Here is a 24,599-nt window from a genome sequence, read left to right on the forward strand (position 1 = left end):
TGTTATTATAACGGATTTAGAATAATAATTCAGTACATTAGCTTAATAAAGCGGCATGTTTTTTCACTATATCGACAAATGCCTCTACTTGGCGCAGCTGGAATGCAGATTCGTAGCCGATTAGCCATGTATCACGCGTAAGCTCCAATTCTTCCGCGCTGCTCGACAGCGGGATTTTGTGGACGCCCTCTGTCCCGTCCAGCGTAATAGAAGGCAAAATCGCATAGCCGATGCCGTTGACCGCCATTTGCTTGCACGTCTCAATCTGGTCAACTGTGATTTGCCGCTTCGGGCTTGAAGCGAAATGCTTCTGCCACCATTGCTGGATTTCCTCGTAATAATTGGAATCGCTTTTAAATTGGATAAACGGCCGTTCCGTCTTTTCCACTTGTTCGAGCGATGTGATTTCCTTATCAACCAAATACAGCGTATCACGGAATAAATGCATCTTTGTGCCTTTCCAATCGGTTTGGCCCCGGACAATGCCGACATGGGCTTCGCCTTCATAAAGCGCTCGGACGATGTCTGAACTCCAGCCGGTAATCAACTGGATTTTTGCTTCCGGGTAAAGCGTGACGAAATCTTTCAGCACCTTCGGCAGCCAATTCTGGCCGATGATTGTTGCGCAGGCAATTTTCAATGTGCCGTGGACTTTAGACGTCAGTGTATGAAGGATTTCAAATACCTCTTCCTTGCGCTGAATCATGTCAATCGAATAATTGATGACAAGCTCTCCGGCAGGCGTCGGCGTCAATCCTTTTTGCGAGCGGATGAACAATTGCTGTCCCCAGTCTTTCTCGATAGACTGCAGGCGCTGCGACAAGGCCGGCTGTGACAAGAAGAGCCGTTCAGCCGCTTTCCGCATATTGCCTTCTTCTGCCAGCACTTTGATGATCAGTTCTTCATTAGCCATCTCTTCTCAGCCCTCTCTTTCGCGGCAGCCCGAAAATCAGCAATAAACTGATCAGAGCAAAAACCGCGGTCAACCCGTAAACGTTCTGCGACCCTTGTTCGAGCCCTTCCTGCAGCACTTTAATTGCTTCTGGGGATAAGGCGGCCCGGCTCTTCTCCGTCAGCAATTCGTTGACCGAGTTCAACGTGAATCCTTCCCCAGTGCTGCGGAAATAATTTAACAGCGTCACATTCAGTACACTTCCTAACAATGCCGCTCCGATCGTGCTCCCCAAATTCCGCATAAAAATGTTTGAAGCTGTCGCGGAGCCACGCTGTTCGTAGGAAACCGCCGATTGGATCGAGACGATAAACGCGGTGCTTGTAAGCCCCATCCCGACGCCGATGAAAAAGCTCGACATCGCAGCCCACCACGGGCCGAAACTTGCCTGCATCAAAACGAACAGCACCGTCCCAATGACCAGTGACACGCCGCCGAGCAGCGAGGTTTGAAAATAGCCGATTTTCAGCAGCAGCTTCCCTGAAAAAAAGGCTGCAATCGGCCATCCGATCGACATAGCTGTCAGCGTGAATCCGGCGATTGTCGCGGACTGTTCCATGACACCAGTGACATAAGCAGGCAAATAGCTCGTTACGCCGATCAGGATGATGCCTGTAAAAAGGGAAACCAGGTTCGCGAATAAAATCGATTTATTGCGCCAGATGGAAAATGGCATCATCGGATCTTCCGCTCTTCGCTCCACAAAGACGAACAGGGTGAAAATAGCGGCCGCGCCTCCCAGCAGCATGAATGACGGAATAGAAGCCCAGCCAAAACCGACGCCGCCTTCAACGAGCCAATAAAGGAACATGGAGAGCGCAAGCGTCAGTAAAGCCGCGCCAGCGAAATCGATAGCCGGTTTCTTATGGTTCACCGGTTCCACCAAAAAGAACATCACTCCCAGCAACGCCAAAATTCCAAGTGGAATATTGACCCAAAATACGTATTCCCAGCCGACAGTCGCTACCAAGATGCCGCCTATCGCAGGTCCGGTCACTGCGGAAATCCCCCACACACTCGACAGGTAGCCTTGTATTTTCGCGCGTTCTTCATTCGTATAAATATCCCCGACAATCGTTGTTGCAATCGGCAATACTGCTCCCGCTCCAATTCCTTGGACAAAGCGGAAAAAAATCAATCCATCCATCGATGTCGCCAGCCCGCAAAGAAGCGAGCCAATCAAAAATAGGATGATGCCTACAGCAAATATCGGCTTGCGCCCGAAAATATCGGACAGTTTCCCATACAGCAGCACCGTAACCGTACTCATCAGCAGATAAGCAGAGAACACCCAGCTGTATTTGGAAAATCCGCCAAGCTCTGCCGAGATGCTCGGCATCGCTGTCGAGACGATTGTCGCTTCCACTGCACCGATAAACATTGCCAGCATCACGGACGCCAGCACCAATGGACGATTTGTTTTTTTCATAAGTTATGCCCTCTCTCTTGATGACAGAAAAAAGGCCTCGCAATGAGACCTCCAATGGCTATCTGAATCTTATTTTTTTAATTGGTAAATTTGCTTTTTCAATTGTTTCAGGACGACTCGGCGAGTCAAAATCCCCATAAACATTCCATCATCGTCGATGACACATAAAAAGTTCTGGTCAATTAGCAGGTCCAATGCCCGCCGAAAGCGTTCGTTGATATGAATCAGCGGAAAATCCCGCTCCATGATATCGTCTACTTTGATGTCAGGCAGCCGTTCATATTCGATGTGGTCGAGCCCCAGAATGGCATCAGTTATACGCTGGGCATTGATCAATCCGCGAAAACGGTATTTCGGATCCAGTACGGGAATCGCGGAATAGCCTGTTTTTGTCAAAACCAATAATGCGTGTTCTGCGCTATTGCCCACTTGGACATGTGCGACTTTTTCGGAAGAAATGATGAATTGTTCGATTGGCATATCAAGAAAATCTTTGCTAGGTAATGAAATCATGTACTCTACTCCTTTAACTTCATAAACGAGCCAACCTAATTCCGGTCGTTTTCATCATAACATATTACGGTAGCCGAAACTATTTTTCACTTTACGTTTGCCGTATGAATTGCAAGGATTTCCTAGAACGGAAATTTGTTCAGCCATTGCCCTCCGTCCAAAGTGACAATCTCCCCGTTCATATAAGAAGCTCTTTCCGACATGATAAACGCTGCGAGTTCCGCCACTTCTTCCGGCTTCCCAAGACGGCCCAGCGGAATGGATTCTAACGTGCGTTTTGCCGCTTTCTCGGATTCCCATAATTTATCGGCTCCACCCGTCCGTTCAATCGGCCCTGGAGCAATCCCATTGACCCGGATGCCGTATTGTGTGCCCCATTCCACCGCCAATGTCCGCGTCAATGACATGACGCCTGCTTTGGCGGCCGCTGAATGCGCAACGCCTGCCCCTGCGTTCCATGCATAGGTAGCTAGCATATTCAGGATATTTCCCTTCGCGCCCCTTTCAATCCAGTAGTTTCCGACTGCATGTGAACAGAAGAATGTGCCGTTCAGTACGATATCAATGACGGAACGCCAGCCGTTAGGCGACAGCTTTTCCGCGTGGACGATAAAATTGCCTGCCGCATTATTGACCAGCCCGTCGATGCGCCCAAATTTCTCATGGGCGAAGCTCACCATCGCTTTTGCGTGTTCCGGTTCCCGGACGTCCATTTGAAATACTTCCACAGAACCATTTAGCACTTCCATCGATGTGACAGCAGCATTCAGCTTTTCCATATCCCGCCCCGTGATGATGACATTCGCACCTTCTTTTGCAAACCGTTCCGCCATATGGTACCCCATGCCGCTTGATCCGCCTGTTACAATAATCGTCTGTTCTTTGAACATTTCCATTTCCCCAATCCCCTTTATGTGTAATTTTTCAATTCGGCCCTGCCGTCCGTCCAGTATACAGTTTCCCGTTAATTTGGTATGATGGACATGCTTAATTAAGCAAATTCCAACTTCAGAAAGGAATGGGTCCATGGCTACACAAAAAACGGATGCGGAAATTGCCCAGGCAATCTTCACCGTTAACCGGCACGCGAAAACCGCCCCTGACAACCAGTATTTGTACGCCTTGAAAAAAGAAGCCTTATCGACGATGATCACCAAGAATCGCGCCAGAAAAATCGGTCTTCACTTCAGCAAAAATCCCCGAAAAAGCCAACAACAATCTTCAGTCCTCGTTCAATGCGGTAACTATTATTTTCACATGCTGCCGAAAAAAGAAGACTTTGAACAGCTTGACCATTTAGGCCAGTTGGATGAATCCTATCGTAATCCACCCAGCAGGATGAACCTAAAAACCGCCAAGGAGATCCTCAGCTCTTTCACCGGCCTTCAGCCGAAAAAGAAAGAAGCTCCCCAAGCGCCTTTCACCAAAACGTACACGCCGAGAGAGGCAGATCGGTTTTATTCACCCAAAAAATCCTATTTTGATTGATCATCCGATACGCCGGCTTCCAGAGCCAGCGTATTTTTTTATTCTTCGTAATACTTGATCAATGCTTGGGTGCCGTTTTCCCCGTAGCCTTGATCAGCCAAACTTTCGTACATGCGCAGCGATTGGCGAAGGCCCGGCAAGTCAATGCCCATCGCTTCAGCTTCTTCAGCGGCGATTTTCATATCTTTGATGAAATGCTTTATGTAGAACCCTGGGTCGAAATCGCCGTTGATGATGCGCGGCGCCAGATTGGACAGCGACCATGAACCTGCCGCACCAGAGGAAATCGACCGCAGCACCTGTTCCGGATCCAGTCCCGCTTTTTTCGCGTAGATCAGTGATTCGCAGACACCGACCATATTGGAGGCGATGATGATCTGGTTGCACATTTTCGTATGCTGGCCAGCCCCCGCTGCCCCTTGATAGACAATATTCTGTCCAAGCAATTCGAATAACGGCAAAGCCTCTTGGAAAACCGCTCTATCTCCGCCTACCATGATTGACAAGGTGCCGTTCTGTGCCCCTATGTCACCGCCAGACACTGGGGCATCCAGCGATTTCAAACCTTTTTCTTGAGCCGCTTCGTAAATCCGCTGCGCCAGTTTTGGTTGCGAAGTTGTCAGATCGACCAATACCGTTCCTTCTTTAGCGCCTTCCAATATGCCGTTATTCCCAAAATAAACTTGTTCGACGTCAGCCGGGTAGCCGACCATCGTGAATACTGTCTCGGCTTGTTCCGCTGCCTGCCGCGGCGACTCCATTAGCTTTGCTCCTAAAGCGACTAGGTTCTCCGCTTTTTTTGCCGTCCGTGTATAAATCGCCACTTCATGGCCAGCCTCTAATAAATGCTTGACCAAACTATTGCCCATGACACCAGTCCCGATAAATCCAATTTTCATATGCTATCACTCCTTCTCTATATTACCAGTTTAGCAAAAATCTTCTGTTAATTCACATAATTATTCAGCAACGAAAATCGCCATTTTAATAAAACGCAAAAAAAGAAGCCGATCCGCTATTCGGACCGACCACAAAAGGGGGAAATGAGAATGTTGCTGTGTTCAAATATACTATGCCCCGTCTATCAAAAGCTTAAACCTTTTCATTGAAATTCTTTTCTGAAAGCTGTTCGATTTCTTCCAAGAAAGGATTAACTTCATTTGCCGAAACTTCCCCTTGGCCGTACCGAACAAATTCGTATGTGGCAAAAAATCTTTCAGATACCTGCCAACCCATGCGCGATGTCCATTCCCTGACAGTCTCAGAAACGCCGCGGCTATGCCCAGCCGCTTCAGCCTGACGCTCGAACTCACGGTAGACTGCTCGGATATACTGCAAGTCAACCGCCTCTGCATGCGTTTTTTCTTCATATGTTTCGCGTGCAGCCGGTTTTGCGCTATTCATGCCCATCCGTTCAATGAAGACGGGCTGTTCCTTTTCCTGCTTTGATTTTTCAGGTCGCCATTTCTTGAGCCATAGCACCAATGCGGCGGTTATCCCCAATAGCAACGCGGCCAACATCACTTCAACCGGAAAATCGGCTGCTGCCGGCACTGCTGCCAAACCATTTTCTTGCCGTGTTTCTGAAGGTCCCATTTTGTTGATGGTTTCTTGGACTTTTTCTGAACTTGATAAGGCTGACAGCGAAACACCCAATTTCTCCATCAGCCCGGAAAATGGCCAAAGTACCAATTGCAGCAGCCCGCCTGCTGCCGCTCCCGCTCCTTGCCTGGCTTTTTCAGCGATGCTATAGACCAGCAATGCTGAAAGGGCGCTTGCAGCCAGCACAAAGCCTCCAGCTGCAATCAGCTGCGAAAAGCTGATGCCTTCCGGACGGTGCTTCAAATACCGGTAGCACAAACTAAGAAGCACATTCAATACAATTGCCGCAGCGAACAGCGTATACAAGATTCCTTCAGTTTCTTGTTCGGGGTTGAATATTGTTGTGAACATGGCAATCGCAAACAGTGCGACAATCAATAGCATCGGTTTGCTAAGTGCTTCATCGCCATCTTCGCTTCCTGAAAAACGGGTGTGCAGGCGATAAATGGCGGCCAGCATCCCTGCAGCCGCGAGCCACAGCGGAAATCCGATCAGCACTCCGCCAAGTGCGGTGGCTCCAGCGATTGCAGCCGATATCCAAACACTGTATGAAAGCTTTCCAAACAGCAAGAAAGCGGACAACGCGGCGGCAAAACTCAAAATTGGCCAGGACAGCAGCAAAGGATGCAAAGCTTCATCAGTTATAATGACAGCGATAATCGAAATGGCGAAGGCATCCATCCAAAACTTTGAGGCGGCATTAAAACGGCTGCTCATGCACTATCCCTCCCTTGGCGGCTTTCCAATACAGCCAGCTGGGTTCGTTTGCTCCATTTTGCTATTATGTTCCGGATATCGGCCTTTTCATCGGTCAGCACATATGTTGTAGACGGCAGTCCATCATGCCGCTCCAAATGGCTCGCCATTGCAATGAAAGGCATCGTTGAGTGGTCTTTGGATAATATGGATAGCAGTTCCAGTGCTTTCAGCCTCTGCTTTTGCCCTTCTCCAGATGGAAGGTAAAGGTAAGGAACCGACCCTGCTGCACGTATGTTTACAGCCAGCGCGTACGGAATGCCTGCCCGGTAACAACTTTCGATATAAGAAGCTAATTCTTCGGTCCGTTCTTCTAAATTCGGGATTGTCGCGTAATGCGACGCGACGTTCATCGCGAACAGCACCGATTCGTTCGCTACTTGAGTGAAAATTTTGGTCTGGTAGCTTTGCATGCGGGCGCTCGCCTTCCAATGGATATGGTGAAATTGGTCAGTCGGGAGGTATTCCCTTGTGCCCACAGGCTGAAACGGATCATCAAACAACGTGTGATTCAAATTGAAATAGCCGGCTTTTTGGCTGGAAGGCTTGTTATGGAATGGAAAATTCCGCAGCTTCGGATAAACCAATTTTTCCTGCAGCAGCCGGTCCCGGTACTCCAGCAACACATGGCCGTCGCCGAACGGCAATGGGATAGCCAATTCCATTTTTTTCAACCTCGAGAGCCCCCGATGATGGCCTATCACCGGTATCTTCACCTTTATTTTTTCTCTGAAACCGATTGTAAATGGCACATCCACTTCAATCATCTCACCGAACCGTTCGTTATGGCTGTCCGAGGGTTGGACCGCATCCTGAAACCAGATTTTCAACTTTCCTCCCCATATCGGCAATCCTCCATTTTCAAATTCCAATTCCCATTGGGATTCTCCGCCATTCAAGACACGCTGACGCATGAAAACATTGTGGTAGGCGAGGTTTTTTCCTGCCTGTTTTATATAAGCCCATTGCAGGCCAAATACCGCAGTTCCAAACGACAGCACTGCCACTGATTCATATTGAAGAAACACAAAAGCCATAAAAAGGGCCACGGCCAGCATCCCCAAAATGATGCCCTGCTGCCTGGCGCCTTCTTCATGGCGGATCCAACCCATCTTAAAGTGCCTCAACAGGCATTGGGATGGATTCGGCGATTTCCTTCAGAACTTCCGACGGCTTGGCAATAAGCATCCCTTCACCTGTCAGGAGAAGTCGATGCAAAGCGACAGGCTGCAGTATGTATTTAACATCGTCTGGTGTCACAAATGTGCGCCCTTCGATAAACGCACGGCCCTGCGCCGCATGGACAAGCGCTAACGCTGCGCGGGAACTCAACCCCAGCTCGACCAATGGATGCTTTCTTGTTGCTTGGACCAGCTCGATGATGTAATGCTCGATGTCTTCATGGATCGACACTTTCTTGGCCGCCTGTGTCCACGCCTGAACTTCGCTGATGGAGGCCACGGCGCTGATTTCTTTTTTATGAGATGCGTTTCCCCGGAAATCCCGGATGATCTTCAGTTCTTCCTCGAAACTCGGATAACCGATTTCCAATCGAAATAAAAACCGGTCCAACTGGGCTGCCGGAAGCGGGAAAGTTCCTTGCTGCGACTCCACTGGATTCTGCGTGGCGATGACGATAAACGGATTAGGCAGCTGCAGCGTTTCCCCGTCAATGGTTGCCTGCTTTTCTTCCATCGCCTCAAGTAGGCTCGATTGCGTCCTAGGTGTGGCGCGATTGATTTCGTCTGCAAGAAGCAGGTTCGTCAACACTGCCCCTGGGCGCAATTCGAATTCTTGAGTCCGCGGGTTGAAAAAGCGGATTCCTGTCACGTCCGATGGCAAAACATCCGGTGTGAACTGCAAGCGCTGAAATCCCCCTTGGAAAGATCCGGCAAATGCTTTTGCCATCCATGTCTTGCCTGAGCCCGGAACGCTCTCAAGCAATACGTGCCCTTCTTGAAGCAACGCGATGAGCATGAAATCAATTTCTTTTTCGCGGCCAACAATCAGGCCGTTTAAATGCTGTCTTATTAGCGTTAATTTCTCCATTTTTCATTTCCCCCTATGTATGGCATCTTCTTTTGGCCTTTATGTCATTTCGATGGTTCTTCAGTGTAATTGTAGATCGTTACGCCATGATGGTGGGCGACGCCGCGGTAATGCTTGAAATCTTCACGTGATATTAAAACTTTGCGGAATTCCAGGAAATTTTGTTTCTCGATTGTCAACGATTCTATTGCCCCCATTTTCAATTGATCCAGCAATTCTGTGTAATCTGTCATTTTCCCTTTCCCCTCTCATCTTCGATTCGCTAATCAGCTTCTGCTATAATAATTAAATGGAAGAAAGCATTCAAATCCAGCGGGTTAGCCACCCGTGTTATCATCGGCTATTTCCAAAGAAATGTTAATAACTTCGATTATACAGCATCGTCTGAAGTTGAACATCTTTGGCTTAGCCATTAACTCTATTCAAAACGGCTGTTATCTAGGAGGATATAATATGTTGAATTTTATAAAAGAACATCATTTACTGTTGCTGATTCCTTCAGCTTTCCTGCTATATTTCATAGCGTTTCAAAATACAGCGATTTTTTGGTATATGTACACGTTCGCTTTATTATTGCTCATGTCCTACGCGTTGCTGTTTGCGAAAATTTTCGATGAATTGCCAACGTGGAAGTCGCTGTTGTTCGGGCTCGGCTATGGAACGCTGATTTACGGCCTTATCGCCGGAAGCTATAGAGCGTTGCAATTATTGCCGTTTCCAATTGAAAACGCGTTATCAAACTTCTTGGCGAACTTTGCACCAGTATCCATCTGGCATTATCTTTTATTGATGTTCATTATCGTTCCTGGAGAAGAAATCTTCTGGCGCGGCTATGTCCAGCAAAAATTGAAGAAATATATGCCGATCCCCTTCGCAATCCTAACGTCTTCTGTGCTATTCGGGCTGGCGCTGGGGCTCGGAGGATTTATTCCGGGGATGCTAGCCGGAGCGGCCGCGGGCATTGTTCTTGGTGCTCTCTATGAGTGGAAACGCAGTATGCCTTTATTGATCATCACTCATCTGGTGATGGTAGTCTTGTTGTTTTTGGTGAAACCTTTGCTTTAATTGAAACGCCTTAGACTTATTAAACGTCAACTAGAGGAAAGGGAGGAATTATTATGAAAATAAATAATTTATTTTTAGCCGCAGCGGTATTGTCGGTCGGTGGCCTATTGGCTGCATGCGGAAGTTCTGAGACCGTACAAGAGCCGAATGGGGCTAAAGAAACTCCAGAAGAAACAGACCCGATTGAAGAAACCACAGAAACGCCTGTTGAAACAGAAGAACCAGAAGCGGAAGAAGAGCCTGAAATAGCCGAAGAAGAACCTTCGAAAGCTGAAGCCGAAGGTGAACTTACCAAGAGCGATGAACAGCAGTACGAAATGTACGTTCTGTCTGGCTTTCAATTAACTTCTGAAGAACCTGGCAAAGATGCTTTGCTGTGGGAAGAAGATTCTGCGGTATTCATGCGCATTGAAACTTTTAATAAAGAAGACATTGAATTCGCGCAAGCGGAAGCCGCAATGAAGGAAACGCTGGCAGCTTCAAATCCGGATGCCGAAATAGCTGAAGCCGCAGCTCCACAAGGTGCGGAATTCCTCAACTCCGTTGCTTATGAAATACCCACCGCGGAAGGCAAAGTAACTGGCGTCGTTTATGAAAAAGAAAACCTAATTGTCCGCCTCACCGTTTTTGACAGCACAGCAGTTAATGCCACGGCAGACTTCATCGACATGGGAAGCACAATCGGACGTCCTTAATACACCAAATAAAAAATGCGCACTGGACAAAGTCCGATGCGCATTTTTTATTGTTTTTTTGCTCAGTCTTGCCCGCAGCCGTTAATAGGATAGATCTTTGATCGACAAGCCGAGTTTCTTCATGAGCTCGATTGCCTGATCCTTTTCCTCGCTCGTCAGTGCATTAGTCAATTCATGCAAATTCTTTTCATGTTCTGGAAAAATCTCACTCATAAATTCTTTGCCTGCTGGTGAAATCGCAGCATACGTGACGCGGCGGTCTGTAGGGCAATTCACGCGTGTGATAAAGCCGCGCTTTTCAAGTTTATCAATGACATACGTGATCGAACCACTTGCCAATAAAATCTTCCCGCCTATTTTTTGAAGCGGCTGCTGACCCTTATGGTATAAAAGTTCCAATACCGCAAATTCAGTCGGGTTGACGCCATGTGCCTGAAAAAAATGGTTGGTCTGTTCTGTTATCGCTTTATGCACCCGCGACAAGACGATAAAAAGTTTCAACGACTGTTTCACATCTTCGCTCATAATTAATCCACTCATTTCCGGTTTAAAGATCCTCTTAAAACAATTATATTCTTTTTTTTGGAAAAAGGCACGATTGTTAAGTCTTAGCCTTTATTAGCCGATGATTACACGTTCTTTCGGGTAATGGTACTTCGTTGGGTCAGTCTTGCCTCCAATGGTGAAGAGGAACGAAATCAGGCCGACACGGCCGATGAACATCAATAACATGACAATAACCTTTCCGAAATCGGACAAATCATCTGTTATACCAAGAGACATTCCGCAAGTTCCAAACGCGGATGTTATTTCAAAAAGTATTTCAACTGCCGTCGCATGAGGCTCTGAAATTAACAAGGCCACAGTGGCAACAAGAACCATGAACCCTGCCAAAATGATGACCGCAAATGCCCGGAACACATCTATCAATTCAATTTCCCTGCTGAATATTTGGATGCTGTTCTTGCCTCTTGCAAAATTAATTAAAAATAAGACAGCAATGGCCAATGTTGTTGTCCGGATGCCTCCGCCGACAGAGCTTGGGGAAGCGCCAATAAACATCAATGCGCTCAAAAAGACGTTCGTCGCATCGCTGAAAGTAGTGATATCCATTGTAGTCAATCCGCCTGAGCGGGATGATACCGAATGGAATATGGAAGCAAATAACTTTTCGTGCCAAGACATGCCGGTAAAAGCATTGAAATATTCCAATGCCAGATTGCCGATGCTCCCGACTACCAGCAAAATGCCGAAAGTGCTTGTTGTAATTTTCGTGAACAGTGAAAAACGAAAATTTTTGTTTTTATTGGACAAGAATTCCTTTAATTCGATTAGTACCGGGAAGCCGATTGCCCCTAGAATGATCAAAATCATAGTAATGATCTGCACGAAATAATCATTGAAGTAAGGGGCGAGCGAATTGCCGGTGATGTCGAACCCACCGTTTGTCGTCGCTGATACCGATGCAAATACTCCGTGGAGCAATGCTTCGCTGAATGTATCATAAAACTGTGTAAAATACGACGTCAAAATAATAGCGCCTATCAATTCAATCATCAACAGAATTTTAATGATTTCCCGGATCAGCTTCACGACGCCTGACATACTGAATTGGTTATGATCGACCATAATCAATTGGCGTTCGCGCAATCCGATGCGTTTGCCGACCAACAGCCAGAAGAAGGTGCCGATGGACATGATTCCGATTCCGCCCAGCTGCAAGATGAACATGAGAACGATGATTCCAAACACTGAGTAGGTTTCGGAAATATTCACCACCGTCAATCCGGTAACGCTGACAGCGCTGATGGCTGTAAACATCGTATCCATATATGACAGCCGTACTCCCTCTTGGTGCACATTCGGCAATTTCAACAGCAAAAAGGAAATTGCGATTGCCGCAAAGTAATAAGAAACAATCACTTGGGCCGGAGTTAAATTTTTAATTTTTTGAAACGTGTTGTTCATGGAGTTCATTTCCTTTCGGCCACATTATCCTCTCCCTATTCTATGAAAAGAAAATGCAAAAAGAAAGGGTAAATCACATTTCTTCCAATTAAAAAGAGCAGAAGAATCACTTCTGCTCTTTCTTTTCGTCCACAGCCTTACCTTTAGGCATCTGGGCTTGATTTTGTCCTTGTTGATTCTGTGAATGCTGTGTCACTGCTTTTACCGGTTTTTTAGGCTTTGCGTCTGCCCCTTTGGCTTTCTGTTTGACTTGCTTTTGCATTTTTTCTTTTGTCTTCGGCTTCGGTTGGAGCTTTGGCTTCACTTTCTCAGCCGGTTTTTGTTTCTGTTTTTTTGCAGTTTCTATTTCCAGCTTCGAAACTGCAGGCACGCTTCCAGATTGTCCAGTAGAAGCAGGCTTCGCCTTTTTAGGAGGCGTTGGAGCCGATGCCGATTTTCTTTCAACCGCTTTGGCTTTCTGGCTATTTCCGGCAGGCTTTACTTTTTCGGCTTTGGCCGGTGGAACGAATTTTTTTGTTTTCGCAGCGTTCGGTGATTCAATGGTTTTTTTATGCGGCTGTTCTATGGCCTTTTCCTTTTTGACAGGCGCATGCTCTTTGCCGGCTTTAGATTTTGCATCGGGTTTTCCGTGCATCTCCTTGCCCATTGCTTTATTTTTGACACGGGATTGGTTCTTTTCAATTTTCAATGCTTTAATTTCATTATCTACATCTGTTTGTAAATCAGAGCCAGTTCCGGATTGCTCTTCACTCTCAATCGAAGTATAGCTTTCGACTTTCTGTCCGACAGGAATGTCTTCTTCAACTGACTGTTCCCATTGAACAAAAGTCGCTTTTTTCACATGGATATCGATATCCTTTTCTACAGCTGCAGCCGAAGCTGCCAATACCATTTTTTCAAGCTGAGTTCCCGCAGCATCATCGCTTTTTTCAGCAGCAGTGGTAATCGTCACTTTTTCCGTTTCATCCATCACGGAAATAGCGATAGAGCGCTCAATCAGGTTATCCAGCGCTTCACCTTTCCACTCACCCAGTTTGCCGATGAGTTTTTGTCCGCCTTCATCAAGTTCACGAATGGAAATGACGCGAATTTTTTCATCTACGCCAATTTCAATGCTGGAATTCATTTCCAACTGCACATAGGCAAATGCATCTTCAGAAGGAAACAATGCACTTAAAAATAACCCGAGTGTTGCAACAGCTGCAATGGCCGGGGCAAATATTGGCTGCCAATTCCATTTTGATTTTGCGGTTAGCGGATAGAAGGACCCCTCTTCTCCAATTTCAAGCGGTGCAGTTGGACGGCCATGGATAAATCGGCCATCATGCATGAGAAAAACGGAGCGGTTTTTCTTTTGTTCTATATATAAACCTTTTTGGATTCTCCTCAAAACAACCGCTCCTTTAAATAGTCTTTTAAGTAATACAGTTCACTATCGATCAATATTGCCATGGCGATTATGTATTTTCTATTCCGTTCAAGCGTTTTGCGCGAAACCCGAACGAGCTTTTCGATATCTTTGATCGGCAACTTTTTCTTGTCGGTCAGGTAATCGAAAAATTCATCGGTTTCGGCAACTAGCTGAGCAATTTGCATACAGGATTGCCGCGCATCTTCATGGGCGGGAGACACTTTCACCAATTGCTGAAAGTCCAGCCCAAATGGCGCTATAAGCTGCTGATATACTAGAATCTCTTCTTTTCGCCTTTCAGCCTGCTGCTCTTCCTTGTAAAACTTCTCTGCCTGGCGCCCTTCAATCCAGCCGTTTGAATCTTTTGCATCTGATGCAGCTGTAAAGTCATGGCTGAACTCATTGCGGCCGCTTTCCTTGCGAATAAAATCGATAATGCGCCGGCGAATAATCATATGCGCAAATGTCAGAAATGAAGCATTTTTACCTTCTTCATATCTAAGCACCGCTTCGTGGAAAGCGGACAACGCGATGCTGTATTCATCGTCGCTGCTGCTGATAAACCGTTTGCAAACTTGCGAAGCCGTCTTTTTCATAAAAGGTCCATACGATTCGATCAGCTCATTCAACGCATCGGAATCTCCTTGTTGTGCAAGTATTGCTAATTCTTCCGCTGTGCATTTAACATTGCGGCCGAATATTCCGCTGATTGCAGTTATCAGCACGCCGTTCACCTCATCTCTCACCTAACGTTACTATCATTGATTGTAACGGCAGATATTGTAAAAGAAAAGGGGATAACCGCTTATAACAAAGGTATTCGGCTATTATTACATTTTTATGTCGGTAGCATTAAAAAACTATTTCAAGACAAAAAAAAAGACCATCGACCGCCCGGTTGTGCCGGACTTGCCGATGGTCGGAAAAGCACAACAAAAGCGCTTATCCTTCAATCACATTATGCATTTTCTTTTTTGTTTTGGCGCACGGACACAAGTCCGCCTACTACTACAATTCCCATCAATACGGTCCAGAACGTCAACGTCCAAGGAGTTGAGTGCGGGAAGTCGTGAGGCAAAATGCCGACGTTGTCGTGCGACAATGTCATCACAAGGAGTTTTACTCCTACCCATCCAACGATGACAAACGCTGCTGTTTCCAGCTGCGGATATTTCTCAAGCAATTGAACGAATTTGTGGGCTGCGAAACGCATGATGATTACACCAATCAATCCACCGGCAAGCATTACCATGAATTGCCCTGCATTGATTCCCCCGATTTCGTCTATGCCGAAAACAGGCAGATGCGGCAAAGTCACGGCTAGCGCGACAGCTGCAAGCATCGAGTCGATTGCAAACGCAATGTCGGCCAATTCCACTTTCAATACCGTCATCCAGAAACCAGAACCCTTTTTCGGTTCTTTTTCTTCATCCAGGCTCTGGTCGCTATCGCCTTTTCGCTGGTCATAAATACTCTTAATCGAGATAAACAGCAAATATGCTGCTCCTAATGCCTGAATTTGCCAAATGTTCACTAGCAGCGTGATCATGAATAATGCCGCGAAGCGGAACACGAATGCTCCCAGTAAACCGTAGAACAATGCTTTTTTCTGTTGGTCTTTCGGCAAATGCTTGACCATTACGGCCATTACTACAGCGTTATCCGCTGCTAGCAATCCTTCAAGCCCTACTAATACTAATAGGACCCATGCATACTGTAATAATTCTGCTTCCATTTTTTCTCCTCCTGTTTTTTGCCAGCAAAAAAGACCCCTGCCTAAATAAAGGCAAAGGTCTCGCTAAGCAATTAAAATCGCTATCATAACCGATGGGTACTAACCATGTATTGACGATTATGAAATAGGTTTCCCTACAGCTACTCCCCCTTGACTGAACGTCAAAGTGTATTGAGTTGTAATGTTATTATAGCATTATTTTTATTGTTGTAAAACATTAGCGTATGGCAATCCGGTATTTTTTGTCCGTTTTGTGCAATTCGTAAAACCGGATCATCTGCGGCATCGTCTCCAGGAAATCGGCGCACTGGATACCACTTCCCTTTAGCAGCCTTTGAGCTTCCGAAGCATCAAATGACGCCTGCCAGGTCATATAGTCCAAAGTTTCTTTTTCCACTCCAAGAAATTTGCGGACCGGAGAAACCGACAGAGACCATTCAGCCAACCGATGCGGCAGACGGGCTTTCGGCATTTTGCCGGTCATTTCATTGACCATCTTGCGGTAGACTTCCTCGACCGGATGCGGATTCGGATCCGTCAGGTGTACAGTTTTTCCTGCAGCTTCCGGCAGCAAACTCAAGTAGATGCTGGCATCCAGTATGTAATCGATCGGCACCACATTGATGTAAGTCGAGGACTTTCCTAGATACGGGATTAACGGAAGTTTGCGCACTTTGTCGATCATATTCAGAAAGAAATACGGCCCATCGAACTTCACAGTCTCACCGGTAACTGAATGTCCTCTGACGATGCCGGGACGAATGATAGTGACCGGAACTTTCTCCTTCAGGCTTTCGGTAAGAACTTCTGCTTCGAACTTTGTTTCTTCATAAAAGTTCTTAAATTTTTCCGGCCGGATCAGTTCATGTTCATAGAGCTTCCCTTGTCTTGAACCCGCTACATATGCGGTGCTGAAATAGACATAGCGCTTCAGCTTCGGAATGGATCGCACGAAGTTATTGACATTTGCTGTGCCTTCCACGTTCACTTTCCAAGCCGCCTGCCTGGGCACTGCCAAATCATAAATTGCGGCCAAATGCCAAAAAATCACTTCTTGCTTTCTTAGGTATTCGGCGTCTTCAGCAGACAGCCCCAACCCCGCCTTGGTTATATCGCCTGAGATTAAACGAATCGGCCGGCAGCTGGTTTCCTGCTGGATTTTTTTCGCTTCCTGCTCAGCTTTCTCTATCTCCGATGGCAATACTATTGCTGAAATTCCATGTTCCTCATCCACCGATCTTCGGATAAGCTGGCTTGCGATAAAACCTGGAAATCCTGTAAAAACAACTTCAGACATGATCGACACCTCCTCTCCATGATTATACATAATATTCCAACATAAAAGAAAATAAAAAAAGAGCCCGAAGGCTCATCTTTTATTCAATCTTCTCGTTTCCCGATCAAAAAGGCTGTAAACAATCGGCACGATGTATAAAGTCAGGAAAGTGGAGCTGATTAACCCGCCGATAACGGTGATTCCCATCGGCTGGTTGATTTCAGTTCCTTCACCGATGCCAAGTGCCAATGGCAGCAGGCCGAGAATGGTCGTCAATGCGGTCATCAGAATCGGCCGCAGGCGATCGCGCACCGACGTAAGGATGGCTTCATATGACTCCATGCCGGCTTCTTTCCGCTGGTTGATGTAATCGACGAGGACAATGCCGTTGTTGACGACAATCCCAACGAGGACGAGCATCCCGATGACGGCAGTGATGCTGATCGGCGTCCCTGTGATTAACCAGGCAATCGCTACGCCTATAACCATGAGCGGCACAGTGAACATGATAACGAGTGGATATTTGAATGATTCGAACTGCGCTGCCATAACGATGTAGACAAGCACAACCGCGAGCACTACTGCGAGCAGCATGTCGTTGATGGCATTATCAAAAAGTTCACGGTCCCCGCCGAACGAAATAGACGTATTGTCATCTAGGTTGAGGCCTTCGAGCACTCCGTCCACTTTATCCGACATATCGCCGAGAGTAACATCGGATCTATGCTGCAGCGTAAACGACACGCTGTCCGCCTGATCGACCCGTTTGATGTCGACCGGCCCTTGTGAAATCTCAATATCTGCCAGTTCCTGGAGTTCAAGGAATTGGCCGGAAGGCGCACGTAATTTCAGCACCTCCAATTTATCGACACTGTCGCGGAATTGCGGATCCAACTCCGTAAAGACGCTCAAAACTTCGTCTTCTTCCGTCAAGACCTGCGTCGTCAAAACCCCTCTGGTCAAATTATTGACTGTTTGGGCTATTTGCGCTGGAGCCAAGCCGTTTTCAGTAGCCGCTTCTTTTTTGACGATAAGCTGTATTTCTTCGACCGTTTCTTCACGGTCATTGGTCAATTCAGTCACTTCCGGCACTGCGCGAAGCTCGCTGCTGATTTTTTTGATCGCTTCATCGAGCCTCGCTTTATCGGTATCGGTCACCGTGAATGACAGCGTATTCGGCGAAGATCCAGCCGCCGTCTGCAAATTAAAACTGACTTCCGCCTGCTCCCCTATCTTTTCCAGGACGCGCGGTTGGACATCGTCCACGAAGTCGAACACCGACCTGCTTCGTTCATCCAACGGAATCAATTTAATGTAAAGTTCAGCGATATTGGTCTGTGCCGTCCCTTGTGCCTGTCCCTGCTGGGTGCTTCCGACCAGGCTCACATAAACATCAACTTCCTCTTCCTTTTTCAGCTCTTCTTCTATCATGTCCACCACTTCATTTGTCGCGGCAGTGGATGAACCATTTTCAAGCTCGACTGAAACTGTGACGAAGCCTTCATCAGTAGCGGGCAGGAATTCCGTCCCTACTTGGAACGCGCCGAACGTAGCCACTCCAAGAAGCACCAATGTCGTCAGCAAAACAATTAGCCGATGCGATAGAGACCACTTGATGGAACGCTCAAAGTTTTTCAGCCCCTTCGATCGGCGCTGCCTTGCTTCAATATTGCCTTTCGGTTTATCAAGCATCCTTGATGCCAACATCGGGATGACTGTTAAAGCGACGGCCAAGCTGGCAAATAAGCTGAAGGAAATCGTAACCGCAAATTCAAAGAAGATTTCGCCGATCAAGCCTGTAATGAAAACGACTGGAACAAAAACCGCGACGGTCGTCAACGTCGAAGCGATGATTGCGCCCCCTACTTCTTTCGTCCCTTCCGATGCTGCCTGTTTCGGATTTTTGCCCATCGACAAATGGCGTTCAATATTTTCGATGACCACAATGGCATTATCCACGAGCATGCCAATGCCGAGAGCCAGCGCGCCAAGCGTCATGATATTCAATGCAAAGTCGGAAAAATACATCAGAACAAATGTGACGATGACGGAGTAAGGGATTGCCACACCGATGATGATCGGACTCTTGATGCCGCGCAGGAAAAAGAACAACACCAGCATCGCAAAAATACCGCCATATATTAACGTTTGACCAATATTGCCAACAGCCAGTTTCACGTAATCGCCCTGATCAAAAAGGATATCCGTCTCGACGCCTGCAAAACGTTCTTCTTGAAGTAATTCGTCAAGTTTATCTTGGAACGCTTCGGAAACATCTGCGGTGTTCGCACCGGATTCCTGCAATGCCGACAAGAGAACGGCGGGTTCTTCGTTAGCTCTTGTTTCACTGCTGAGCTCTTGTTCACCAAGTGTAACTTCCGCCACATCGCCGACAGTCACATTGCCGCCGTCCATTGGGTTCACGGTGACAACCAAATCCCGGATTTCGTCTTCGCTGGCCAGCGAACTGAGGACACGTGTCGTTAATTGGCGGCCGTCGTCTGTCTGAATCGGTTCACCTGGCAAGGATATATTATTAGCTTGGATAACTTGGACAATATCAGATTGCTGCAAGCCCTTTTCTTCCAACAGTTTCTGATCCAAGGAAATGAGAATCTGTTCGGTCAGTGAACCGGAAATGTTGACACTGGCGACGCCTTCCGTCTGAAGCAATTCCGTCTCCAGCTCTTCAGCCAGAACGCGGACATCTTCTCCGCCTTCAGCTGCTCGAACCGCTAATTGAATGACAGGAAATTGAGATGGGTCGAATTTAAAAAATTGCGGTTTATTGGAGTCGTCCGGAATCGGGGTCTGGTCAATACGCTGCATGATATCCGTCTGGACATCATCAATACTCGTCGACCAGTCGAATTCCAATAAAATGAAGTTGGAGCCTTCTTCTGAAGAAGATTGCAGGGATTCAATTCCCGGCAAAGTCGATAAACTTGCTTCAAGCGGCCGTGTGACTTTTTCACTGACTTCTGTCGGGCTGGCACCAGGATAATCGGTCACGACCACGCCAATCGGCGGATTCAGTTCAGGAATTAATGTGACCGGTATTTTGAAAAATGAAACGGCCCCCAAAATAATGATCAAAAACATGATGACAATGGTGAAAACCGGTCTCTTTATCGAAAAATCGCTTATTTTCATAAACTCATACCCTCTCTTTACCTCGTGCTTTAATCATAAAAAAAAAGAAATAGAACCGCAAACTTAAATGGCTTCCGCCACACTTTTGTCACCACTGTGCATATTGGCGATAAAAAAAACCTGCCTAAGCAGGTTATTTTAAAGAAGGCTATATAATTTGATTTCTGGATTTTTGTCTTGGAACCAGCGTGTCGCGAATTCATTTTCGAATAAGAACACGAGGTTGTCGTAGCGGTCTTTCACAAGCATAGAACGGCTGCTTGACATGGATTCTTTAACATCTTCCTCGTTTTCGATCCATCGGGCGATTTTGTTGCCGACTGGCTCCATCCGCACGTCTACGTTGTACTCGTTTTTCATCCGATGTTCGAACACTTCAAATTGAAGCTGTCCGACCGCGCCTAAGATGACTTCCTCCAAGTGAAGCGTTTTATAATACTGGATTGCGCCTTCTTGGACCAACTGCAAGATCCCTTTATGGAAATGCTTTTGCTTCATGACGTTTTTCGCTGTCACTTTGACGAAAAGCTCCGGCGTAAACTGCGGCAGCGCTTCAAACTGGAATTTCTTCCCGCTCGTTATCGTATCGCCGATCTGGTAATTGCCGACATCGTGGAGTCCGATAATATCCCCTGCCACTGCCTCACTGACCATTTCGCGGTCATCCGCAAGAAATTGCGTGGTTTGCGTCAGCTTGAACGATTTTCCAGTACGGGCCAATGTAACATTCATGCCTTTTTCAAATTTGCCAGAAACGATGCGAACAAACGCAATGCGGTCCCGGTGTGCCGGGTTCATATTCGCCTGGATTTTGAAGATGAATCCTGAAAATGGATTTTCCAGTGGATCGATCAATTCCGTGTCCTGCGTCAAGCGCGGCTGTGGCGGCGGCGCAAATTGAAGGTAAGTTTCAAGGAAAGTCTCCACGCCAAAATTCGCCAAAGCACTGCCGAAGAATACCGGCGTCAATTCGCCTTTTCTCACTTGTTCGATTGAAAAATCATTGCCTGCTTCGTTCAGCAAATCGATGTCATCGAGCGCTTGGGTATAATAAGACGTTTTGGTCATTTCGTGTTCGCCCTCGAGCCGGCCATTTTCGTCCAAAGGCATAAATCGGCCCTCTTCAGAACGGAAAGGTTCGATGCGCTTATTGTAGCGGTCATAAATTCCAAGAAACTCTTTCCCCATGCCGATCGGCCAATTCATCGCATACGATTGGATGCCCAGTACTTCTTCAAGTTCTTCCATCAATTCTAGCGGCTCTTTCCCTTGGCGATCCATTTTGTTAATGAACGTAAAAATAGGAATGCCACGCATTTTACATACTTTGAATAGTTTTACTGTTTGAGCTTCGATCCCTTTGGCAACATCGATAATCATTACAGCACTGTCCACCGCCATCAATGTACGGTATGTGTCTTCACTGAAATCTTGGTGCCCGGGCGTATCAAGGATGTTGACGCGATTCCCGTCGTAATCGAATTGCATGACGGAAGACGTTACTGAAATTCCGCGCTGTTTCTCGATTTCCATCCAGTCGGAAGTCGCGAACTTGCCGCTCTTTTTGCCTTTGACGGTTCCGGCATCGCGGATCGCGCCGCCGAAAAGCAATAGTTTTTCTGTTAGGGTTGTTTTCCCGGCATCCGGGTGGGAGATGATTGCAAAAGTTCTTCTATTTTGAATTTCTTTTTTTAATTGGTCTGACATGTTTATACGCTCCTTTAATTCTACTCTTCTCATATTAGAGAAGGGTGCCGCAAAAGACAAGAAATTTCAATAGCTGCCATGAAAAAAGAAGCCGGCTGCGGCTTCTTTTTACAGGAATTTTTTTGTCGCTCTTTCGACAGCTATATCCTTGTCGCTATGCGGATATTTTGTGGCTCCAATAATTTGGTAATCCTCGTGGCCTTTGCCCGCAAGAATTATGATGTCGCCTGGTTCCGCTTGGTCAATGGCGTGCTTGACTGCTTCTGCACGGTCTCCAATGCAAGCGAATTTGGAATGCGTCATCCCTGCTTTCAGATCTGTCAATATGCTGTCGTATTCTTCATGCCTCGGATCATCTGTCGTTAAGACGACGTAATCCGCAACCGATGCTTTTGCTGCCATGATTGGCCGTTTCGTTTTGTCGCGATTGCCGCCTGTGCCGACCAAAAAGATGATTCGGTTCGTTTTAAAATCCGTTACTGCATCGATGGCTTTTTCAATTGCATCTGGCGTATGAGCGTAATCGATAAAAATCGATACCGGTGCCTCCAGTTCGACTTTTTGCATACGCCCTTCAACCGGCGCAATGCGCGATAAAGCTCCCAGCACAGAATTCAGCTCGTAGCCTTCCGCATATAAGGCGGTGATTGCGGCCAATGCATTGGAAACATTGAAATGGCCCAATAACTTCATGGAAACCGCGAATTCGCCTTCCGGGCACACCAGTTTGAACTTCGTGCCTTCATTGTCCATCACTATTTCCGCCGCTCGGAATTGCGCAGGCTCTTTTACGCCATACGTATAGACTGGATGCGATGTCATTTCGGCATAGCGTTCCGACCAAGGATCATCAGCATTGAGCACCGCCCGCTTTTTCTCTTGCAGGTTTTGGCCAAGCTGGGAAAACAGCAAGCCTTTTGCATGGCCGTATTCTTCCATCGTGCCGTGGAAGTCCAGATGGTCATGTGTCAAGTTTGTGAAAATAGCTGTATCGAATTCGACGCCAGCTAAGCGGCCCAGCACCAGTCCATGGGACGATACTTCCATCGTCATATGTGAACAGCCCTCATTTTTTGCTCGCGCGATCATTTGTTGGGTGGTCAATGCATCGCTTGTCGTGTTCGTCGATTGATGCAGTTCACCGTTCAGATTAAAGCCGATTGTCCCTGACAGCGCTGATGTTTCGTCCAGCTCCATCAGCATCGAATGCAGCATGCCAGCGACACTCGTCTTGCCATTGGTGCCTGTGACTCCGATCATTTTGAGCGCTTTTGAAGGGTAGCCATAGAACTTGGCGGCGAGCAAGCCAAGCACACGGTCCGTGTCATCGACAATCAATACCGCCGAACCATTTGCCTCAAGCGGCCGTTCTGCCACGATCAATGCAGCTCCTTGTGCTGCGGCTTGTGCTGCGAAATCATGGCCATCAACTGTGTAGCCTTTGATGCAGATAAAAAGAGAGCCATTTCTTGCATCCCTGGAATCCATCGTTATGTGGTCAATCGTTTCCGGCAGCTGCCCCTGCAAAAGCTTATAAGGAATATTTTCGATCAATAGTTTTGTATTCATGAAAATCCTCCTACTCTGTTACTAGCGGAGACAATACATATGCATGAAGCAATGCTGCCGCAGCCTTAAGTGAATCGACATGTGTCCGTTCGTACGAATGGGAAGCTTCGATTCCCGGTCCGAAAAGCGCATGTTTGACGTCGTATCCTGCACGGATCGCTGCGGATGCGTCAGAACCGTAATATGGATAGATATCTACTTTATAATCAATTTTATTTGTGTTCGCCAAGGCAATCAAGTGCCGAGTCAATCCATAATGATAAGGGCCGCTGGAATCTTTTGCGCAAATCGATACGGTGTACTCATCCGATTGCTGGCCGTCGCCGATTGCGCCCATATCCACAGCGATATATTCCACTGTTTCTTTCGGGATATTCGAATTGCCGCCATAGCCGATTTCTTCGTTATTGGAAATATAGAAATGGGTGGTGTGCGGCAATACCACTTCGCCGCTGCTCAATTGTTTCACTAATTGCAGCAATAATGCCGTACTTGCTTTGTCGTCCAGGTGGCGAGATTTGATAAAGCCGCTGCTCGTTTCGGTATAGCGTGGATGGAACGATACAAAATCCCCTACTTCAATTCCAAGCACCTTTACTTCTTCGGAAGAAAACACTTTTTCGTCCAGCCGCACTTCCATATTGTTTTCATCACGGCTTGCGGTGCCGGCATCTTTGTATACATGGACGGTCGTCTGGTGCATCAGAATCGTGCCTTGTACAGTTTGCCCGTCTGCTTTATGTATAAGGCAATTTTCTCCTTCAATAGCATTGAATTTAAATCCGCCGACTAAAGAAAGCTTTAAACGGCCGGAAGGTTTGATTTCTTTAACCATCGCGCCAAGCGTATCAACGTGCGCCGTCAACAAACGGTGCGCTTTCTGGTCGGTTCCGGAGATAGTTGCTATTATAGCCCCTTTATGGGTTTCAGTATACGCCACATTCCACTTTTCCAAATGGTTTTTAAGGGTCTTCATGATGCCCATAGTGTATCCCGATGGACTCGGAATTTCAGCAAGCTCTTTTAACAAATCGAGCGTTTCTTGTTGTTTCCATTCGAATGACATAGTAAATGCCTCCTCTATATCTATTTATCATATCAAAACGCGGCATTTTCGCACAGGAAATTGTGGATTTACTGTGCATTTATTGAATTTGGAGGCGAAAAATCCTTGCGCGAACCGTGAAGCTCTGACTTTTCTTCCCAAAATTGAGTGAAAATCGAAATAATA

The 24,599-nt window shown here is 46.8% G+C and carries 22 protein-coding genes; 3 read left to right on the forward strand and 19 right to left on the reverse strand.

The window, feature by feature from the left end:
- Positions 1-37 precede the first annotated feature (37 nt).
- The 4 genes from ccpC to fadH all read right to left on the reverse strand — a co-directional run bounded on the left by ccpC (position 38) and on the right by fadH (position 3,784).
- Positions 38-913, reverse strand: a complete 876-nt coding sequence (gene ccpC / locus AC4EHB_RS05545) for a transcriptional regulator CcpC (protein WP_490974586.1) — start codon at positions 911-913, stop codon at positions 38-40.
- Positions 906-2,381: an MDR family MFS transporter gene (locus AC4EHB_RS05550; RefSeq protein ID WP_490974587.1), complete on the reverse strand. Its 1,476-nt coding sequence runs from the start codon at positions 2,379-2,381 to the stop codon at positions 906-908. Before AC4EHB_RS05550 ends, ccpC begins: the two co-directional genes overlap by 8 nt.
- A gap of 69 nt (positions 2,382-2,450) precedes the next feature.
- On the reverse strand, positions 2,451-2,894 hold the full coding sequence (gene cbpB, locus AC4EHB_RS05555; RefSeq protein WP_135505660.1) for a cyclic-di-AMP-binding protein CbpB: 444 nt from the start codon (positions 2,892-2,894) through the stop codon (positions 2,451-2,453).
- Between the two features lie 122 nt (positions 2,895-3,016).
- On the reverse strand, positions 3,017-3,784 hold the full coding sequence (fadH, locus tag AC4EHB_RS05560; protein ID WP_490975625.1) for a 2,4-dienoyl-CoA reductase: 768 nt from the start codon (positions 3,782-3,784) through the stop codon (positions 3,017-3,019).
- Between the two features lie 136 nt (positions 3,785-3,920).
- Between fadH and AC4EHB_RS05565 the strand changes: the two genes are divergently transcribed.
- On the forward strand, positions 3,921-4,382 hold the full coding sequence (locus AC4EHB_RS05565; RefSeq protein WP_490974588.1) for a YkyB family protein: 462 nt from the start codon (positions 3,921-3,923) through the stop codon (positions 4,380-4,382).
- A 38-nt stretch (positions 4,383-4,420) separates the two neighbouring features.
- Here the strand turns inward: AC4EHB_RS05565 and AC4EHB_RS05570 are convergent, their stop codons facing one another.
- From AC4EHB_RS05570 to ykzS, 5 genes are all read right to left on the reverse strand, one after another.
- Positions 4,421-5,281, reverse strand: a complete 861-nt coding sequence (locus AC4EHB_RS05570; RefSeq protein ID WP_490974589.1) for an NAD(P)-dependent oxidoreductase — start codon at positions 5,279-5,281, stop codon at positions 4,421-4,423.
- Positions 5,282-5,474: 193 nt separating this feature from the next.
- Positions 5,475-6,701, reverse strand: coding sequence for a DUF4129 domain-containing protein (locus tag AC4EHB_RS05575; RefSeq protein ID WP_490980870.1), 1,227 nt, complete (start codon positions 6,699-6,701; stop codon positions 5,475-5,477).
- Positions 6,698-7,852 carry a DUF58 domain-containing protein gene (locus AC4EHB_RS05580; protein WP_490980871.1) on the reverse strand — a complete coding sequence of 385 codons (1,155 nt, stop codon included), beginning with the start codon at positions 7,850-7,852 and terminating at the stop codon, positions 6,698-6,700. The genes AC4EHB_RS05575 and AC4EHB_RS05580 overlap by 4 nt, the downstream gene beginning before the upstream one ends.
- 1 nt (position 7,853) lies before the next feature.
- On the reverse strand, positions 7,854-8,789 hold the full coding sequence (locus tag AC4EHB_RS05585) for an AAA family ATPase (RefSeq protein WP_490980872.1): 936 nt from the start codon (positions 8,787-8,789) through the stop codon (positions 7,854-7,856).
- A 44-nt stretch (positions 8,790-8,833) separates the two neighbouring features.
- Entirely contained in the window at positions 8,834-9,022 is a 189-nt protein-coding gene (gene ykzS, locus AC4EHB_RS05590; protein ID WP_490974593.1) for a protein YkzS, read from the reverse strand.
- A 220-nt stretch (positions 9,023-9,242) separates the two neighbouring features.
- Between ykzS and AC4EHB_RS05595 the strand changes: the two genes are divergently transcribed.
- Positions 9,243-9,854 carry a CPBP family intramembrane glutamic endopeptidase gene (locus AC4EHB_RS05595; RefSeq protein WP_490974594.1) on the forward strand — a complete coding sequence of 204 codons (612 nt, stop codon included), beginning with the start codon at positions 9,243-9,245 and terminating at the stop codon, positions 9,852-9,854.
- 53 nt (positions 9,855-9,907) lie between these two features.
- Entirely contained in the window at positions 9,908-10,549 is a 642-nt protein-coding gene (locus tag AC4EHB_RS05600; RefSeq protein ID WP_490974595.1) for a DUF8580 domain-containing lipoprotein, read from the forward strand.
- 81 nt (positions 10,550-10,630) lie between these two features.
- On the opposite strand, the gene AC4EHB_RS05605 is transcribed toward AC4EHB_RS05600, so the two are convergent.
- From AC4EHB_RS05605 to AC4EHB_RS05650, 10 genes are all read right to left on the reverse strand, one after another.
- Positions 10,631-11,089: a MarR family winged helix-turn-helix transcriptional regulator gene (locus tag AC4EHB_RS05605; protein ID WP_490980873.1), complete on the reverse strand. Its 459-nt coding sequence runs from the start codon at positions 11,087-11,089 to the stop codon at positions 10,631-10,633.
- 78 nt (positions 11,090-11,167) lie between these two features.
- Positions 11,168-12,517, reverse strand: coding sequence for a TrkH family potassium uptake protein (locus AC4EHB_RS05610; RefSeq protein ID WP_490974597.1), 1,350 nt, complete (start codon positions 12,515-12,517; stop codon positions 11,168-11,170).
- Positions 12,518-12,623: 106 nt separating this feature from the next.
- Positions 12,624-13,907, reverse strand: coding sequence for an anti-sigma-I factor RsgI family protein (locus AC4EHB_RS05615; RefSeq protein WP_490980874.1), 1,284 nt, complete (start codon positions 13,905-13,907; stop codon positions 12,624-12,626).
- Positions 13,904-14,653 (reverse strand): RNA polymerase sigma-I factor, encoded by a 750-nt coding sequence (sigI, locus tag AC4EHB_RS05620; protein WP_490980875.1) that lies wholly within the window; start codon positions 14,651-14,653, stop codon positions 13,904-13,906. The genes AC4EHB_RS05615 and sigI overlap by 4 nt, the downstream gene beginning before the upstream one ends.
- Before the next feature lie 233 nt (positions 14,654-14,886).
- Positions 14,887-15,663, reverse strand: a complete 777-nt coding sequence (locus AC4EHB_RS05625; protein ID WP_490974600.1) for a TerC family protein — start codon at positions 15,661-15,663, stop codon at positions 14,887-14,889.
- A 217-nt stretch (positions 15,664-15,880) separates the two neighbouring features.
- On the reverse strand, positions 15,881-16,960 hold the full coding sequence (locus tag AC4EHB_RS05630) for an SDR family oxidoreductase (RefSeq protein ID WP_490974601.1): 1,080 nt from the start codon (positions 16,958-16,960) through the stop codon (positions 15,881-15,883).
- Positions 16,961-17,032: 72 nt separating this feature from the next.
- Positions 17,033-20,092, reverse strand: a complete 3,060-nt coding sequence (locus AC4EHB_RS05635) for an efflux RND transporter permease subunit (protein WP_490980876.1) — start codon at positions 20,090-20,092, stop codon at positions 17,033-17,035.
- A 138-nt stretch (positions 20,093-20,230) separates the two neighbouring features.
- Positions 20,231-21,799 (reverse strand): peptide chain release factor 3, encoded by a 1,569-nt coding sequence (locus AC4EHB_RS05640; RefSeq protein WP_490980877.1) that lies wholly within the window; start codon positions 21,797-21,799, stop codon positions 20,231-20,233.
- Between the two features lie 108 nt (positions 21,800-21,907).
- A complete protein-coding gene (locus AC4EHB_RS05645; RefSeq protein WP_490974604.1) occupies positions 21,908-23,368 on the reverse strand; it encodes a UDP-N-acetylmuramoyl-L-alanyl-D-glutamate--2,6-diaminopimelate ligase in 1,461 nt (486 codons plus the stop codon).
- A 10-nt stretch (positions 23,369-23,378) separates the two neighbouring features.
- The gene (locus AC4EHB_RS05650; protein WP_490974605.1) at positions 23,379-24,434 is read right to left on the reverse strand and encodes a M42 family metallopeptidase; all 1,056 of its coding nucleotides are present in this window, start codon (positions 24,432-24,434) and stop codon (positions 23,379-23,381) included.
- Between the last annotated feature and the right edge of the window lie 165 nt (positions 24,435-24,599).

The organism is Planococcus sp. TJ-302 (genome assembly GCF_058268455.1).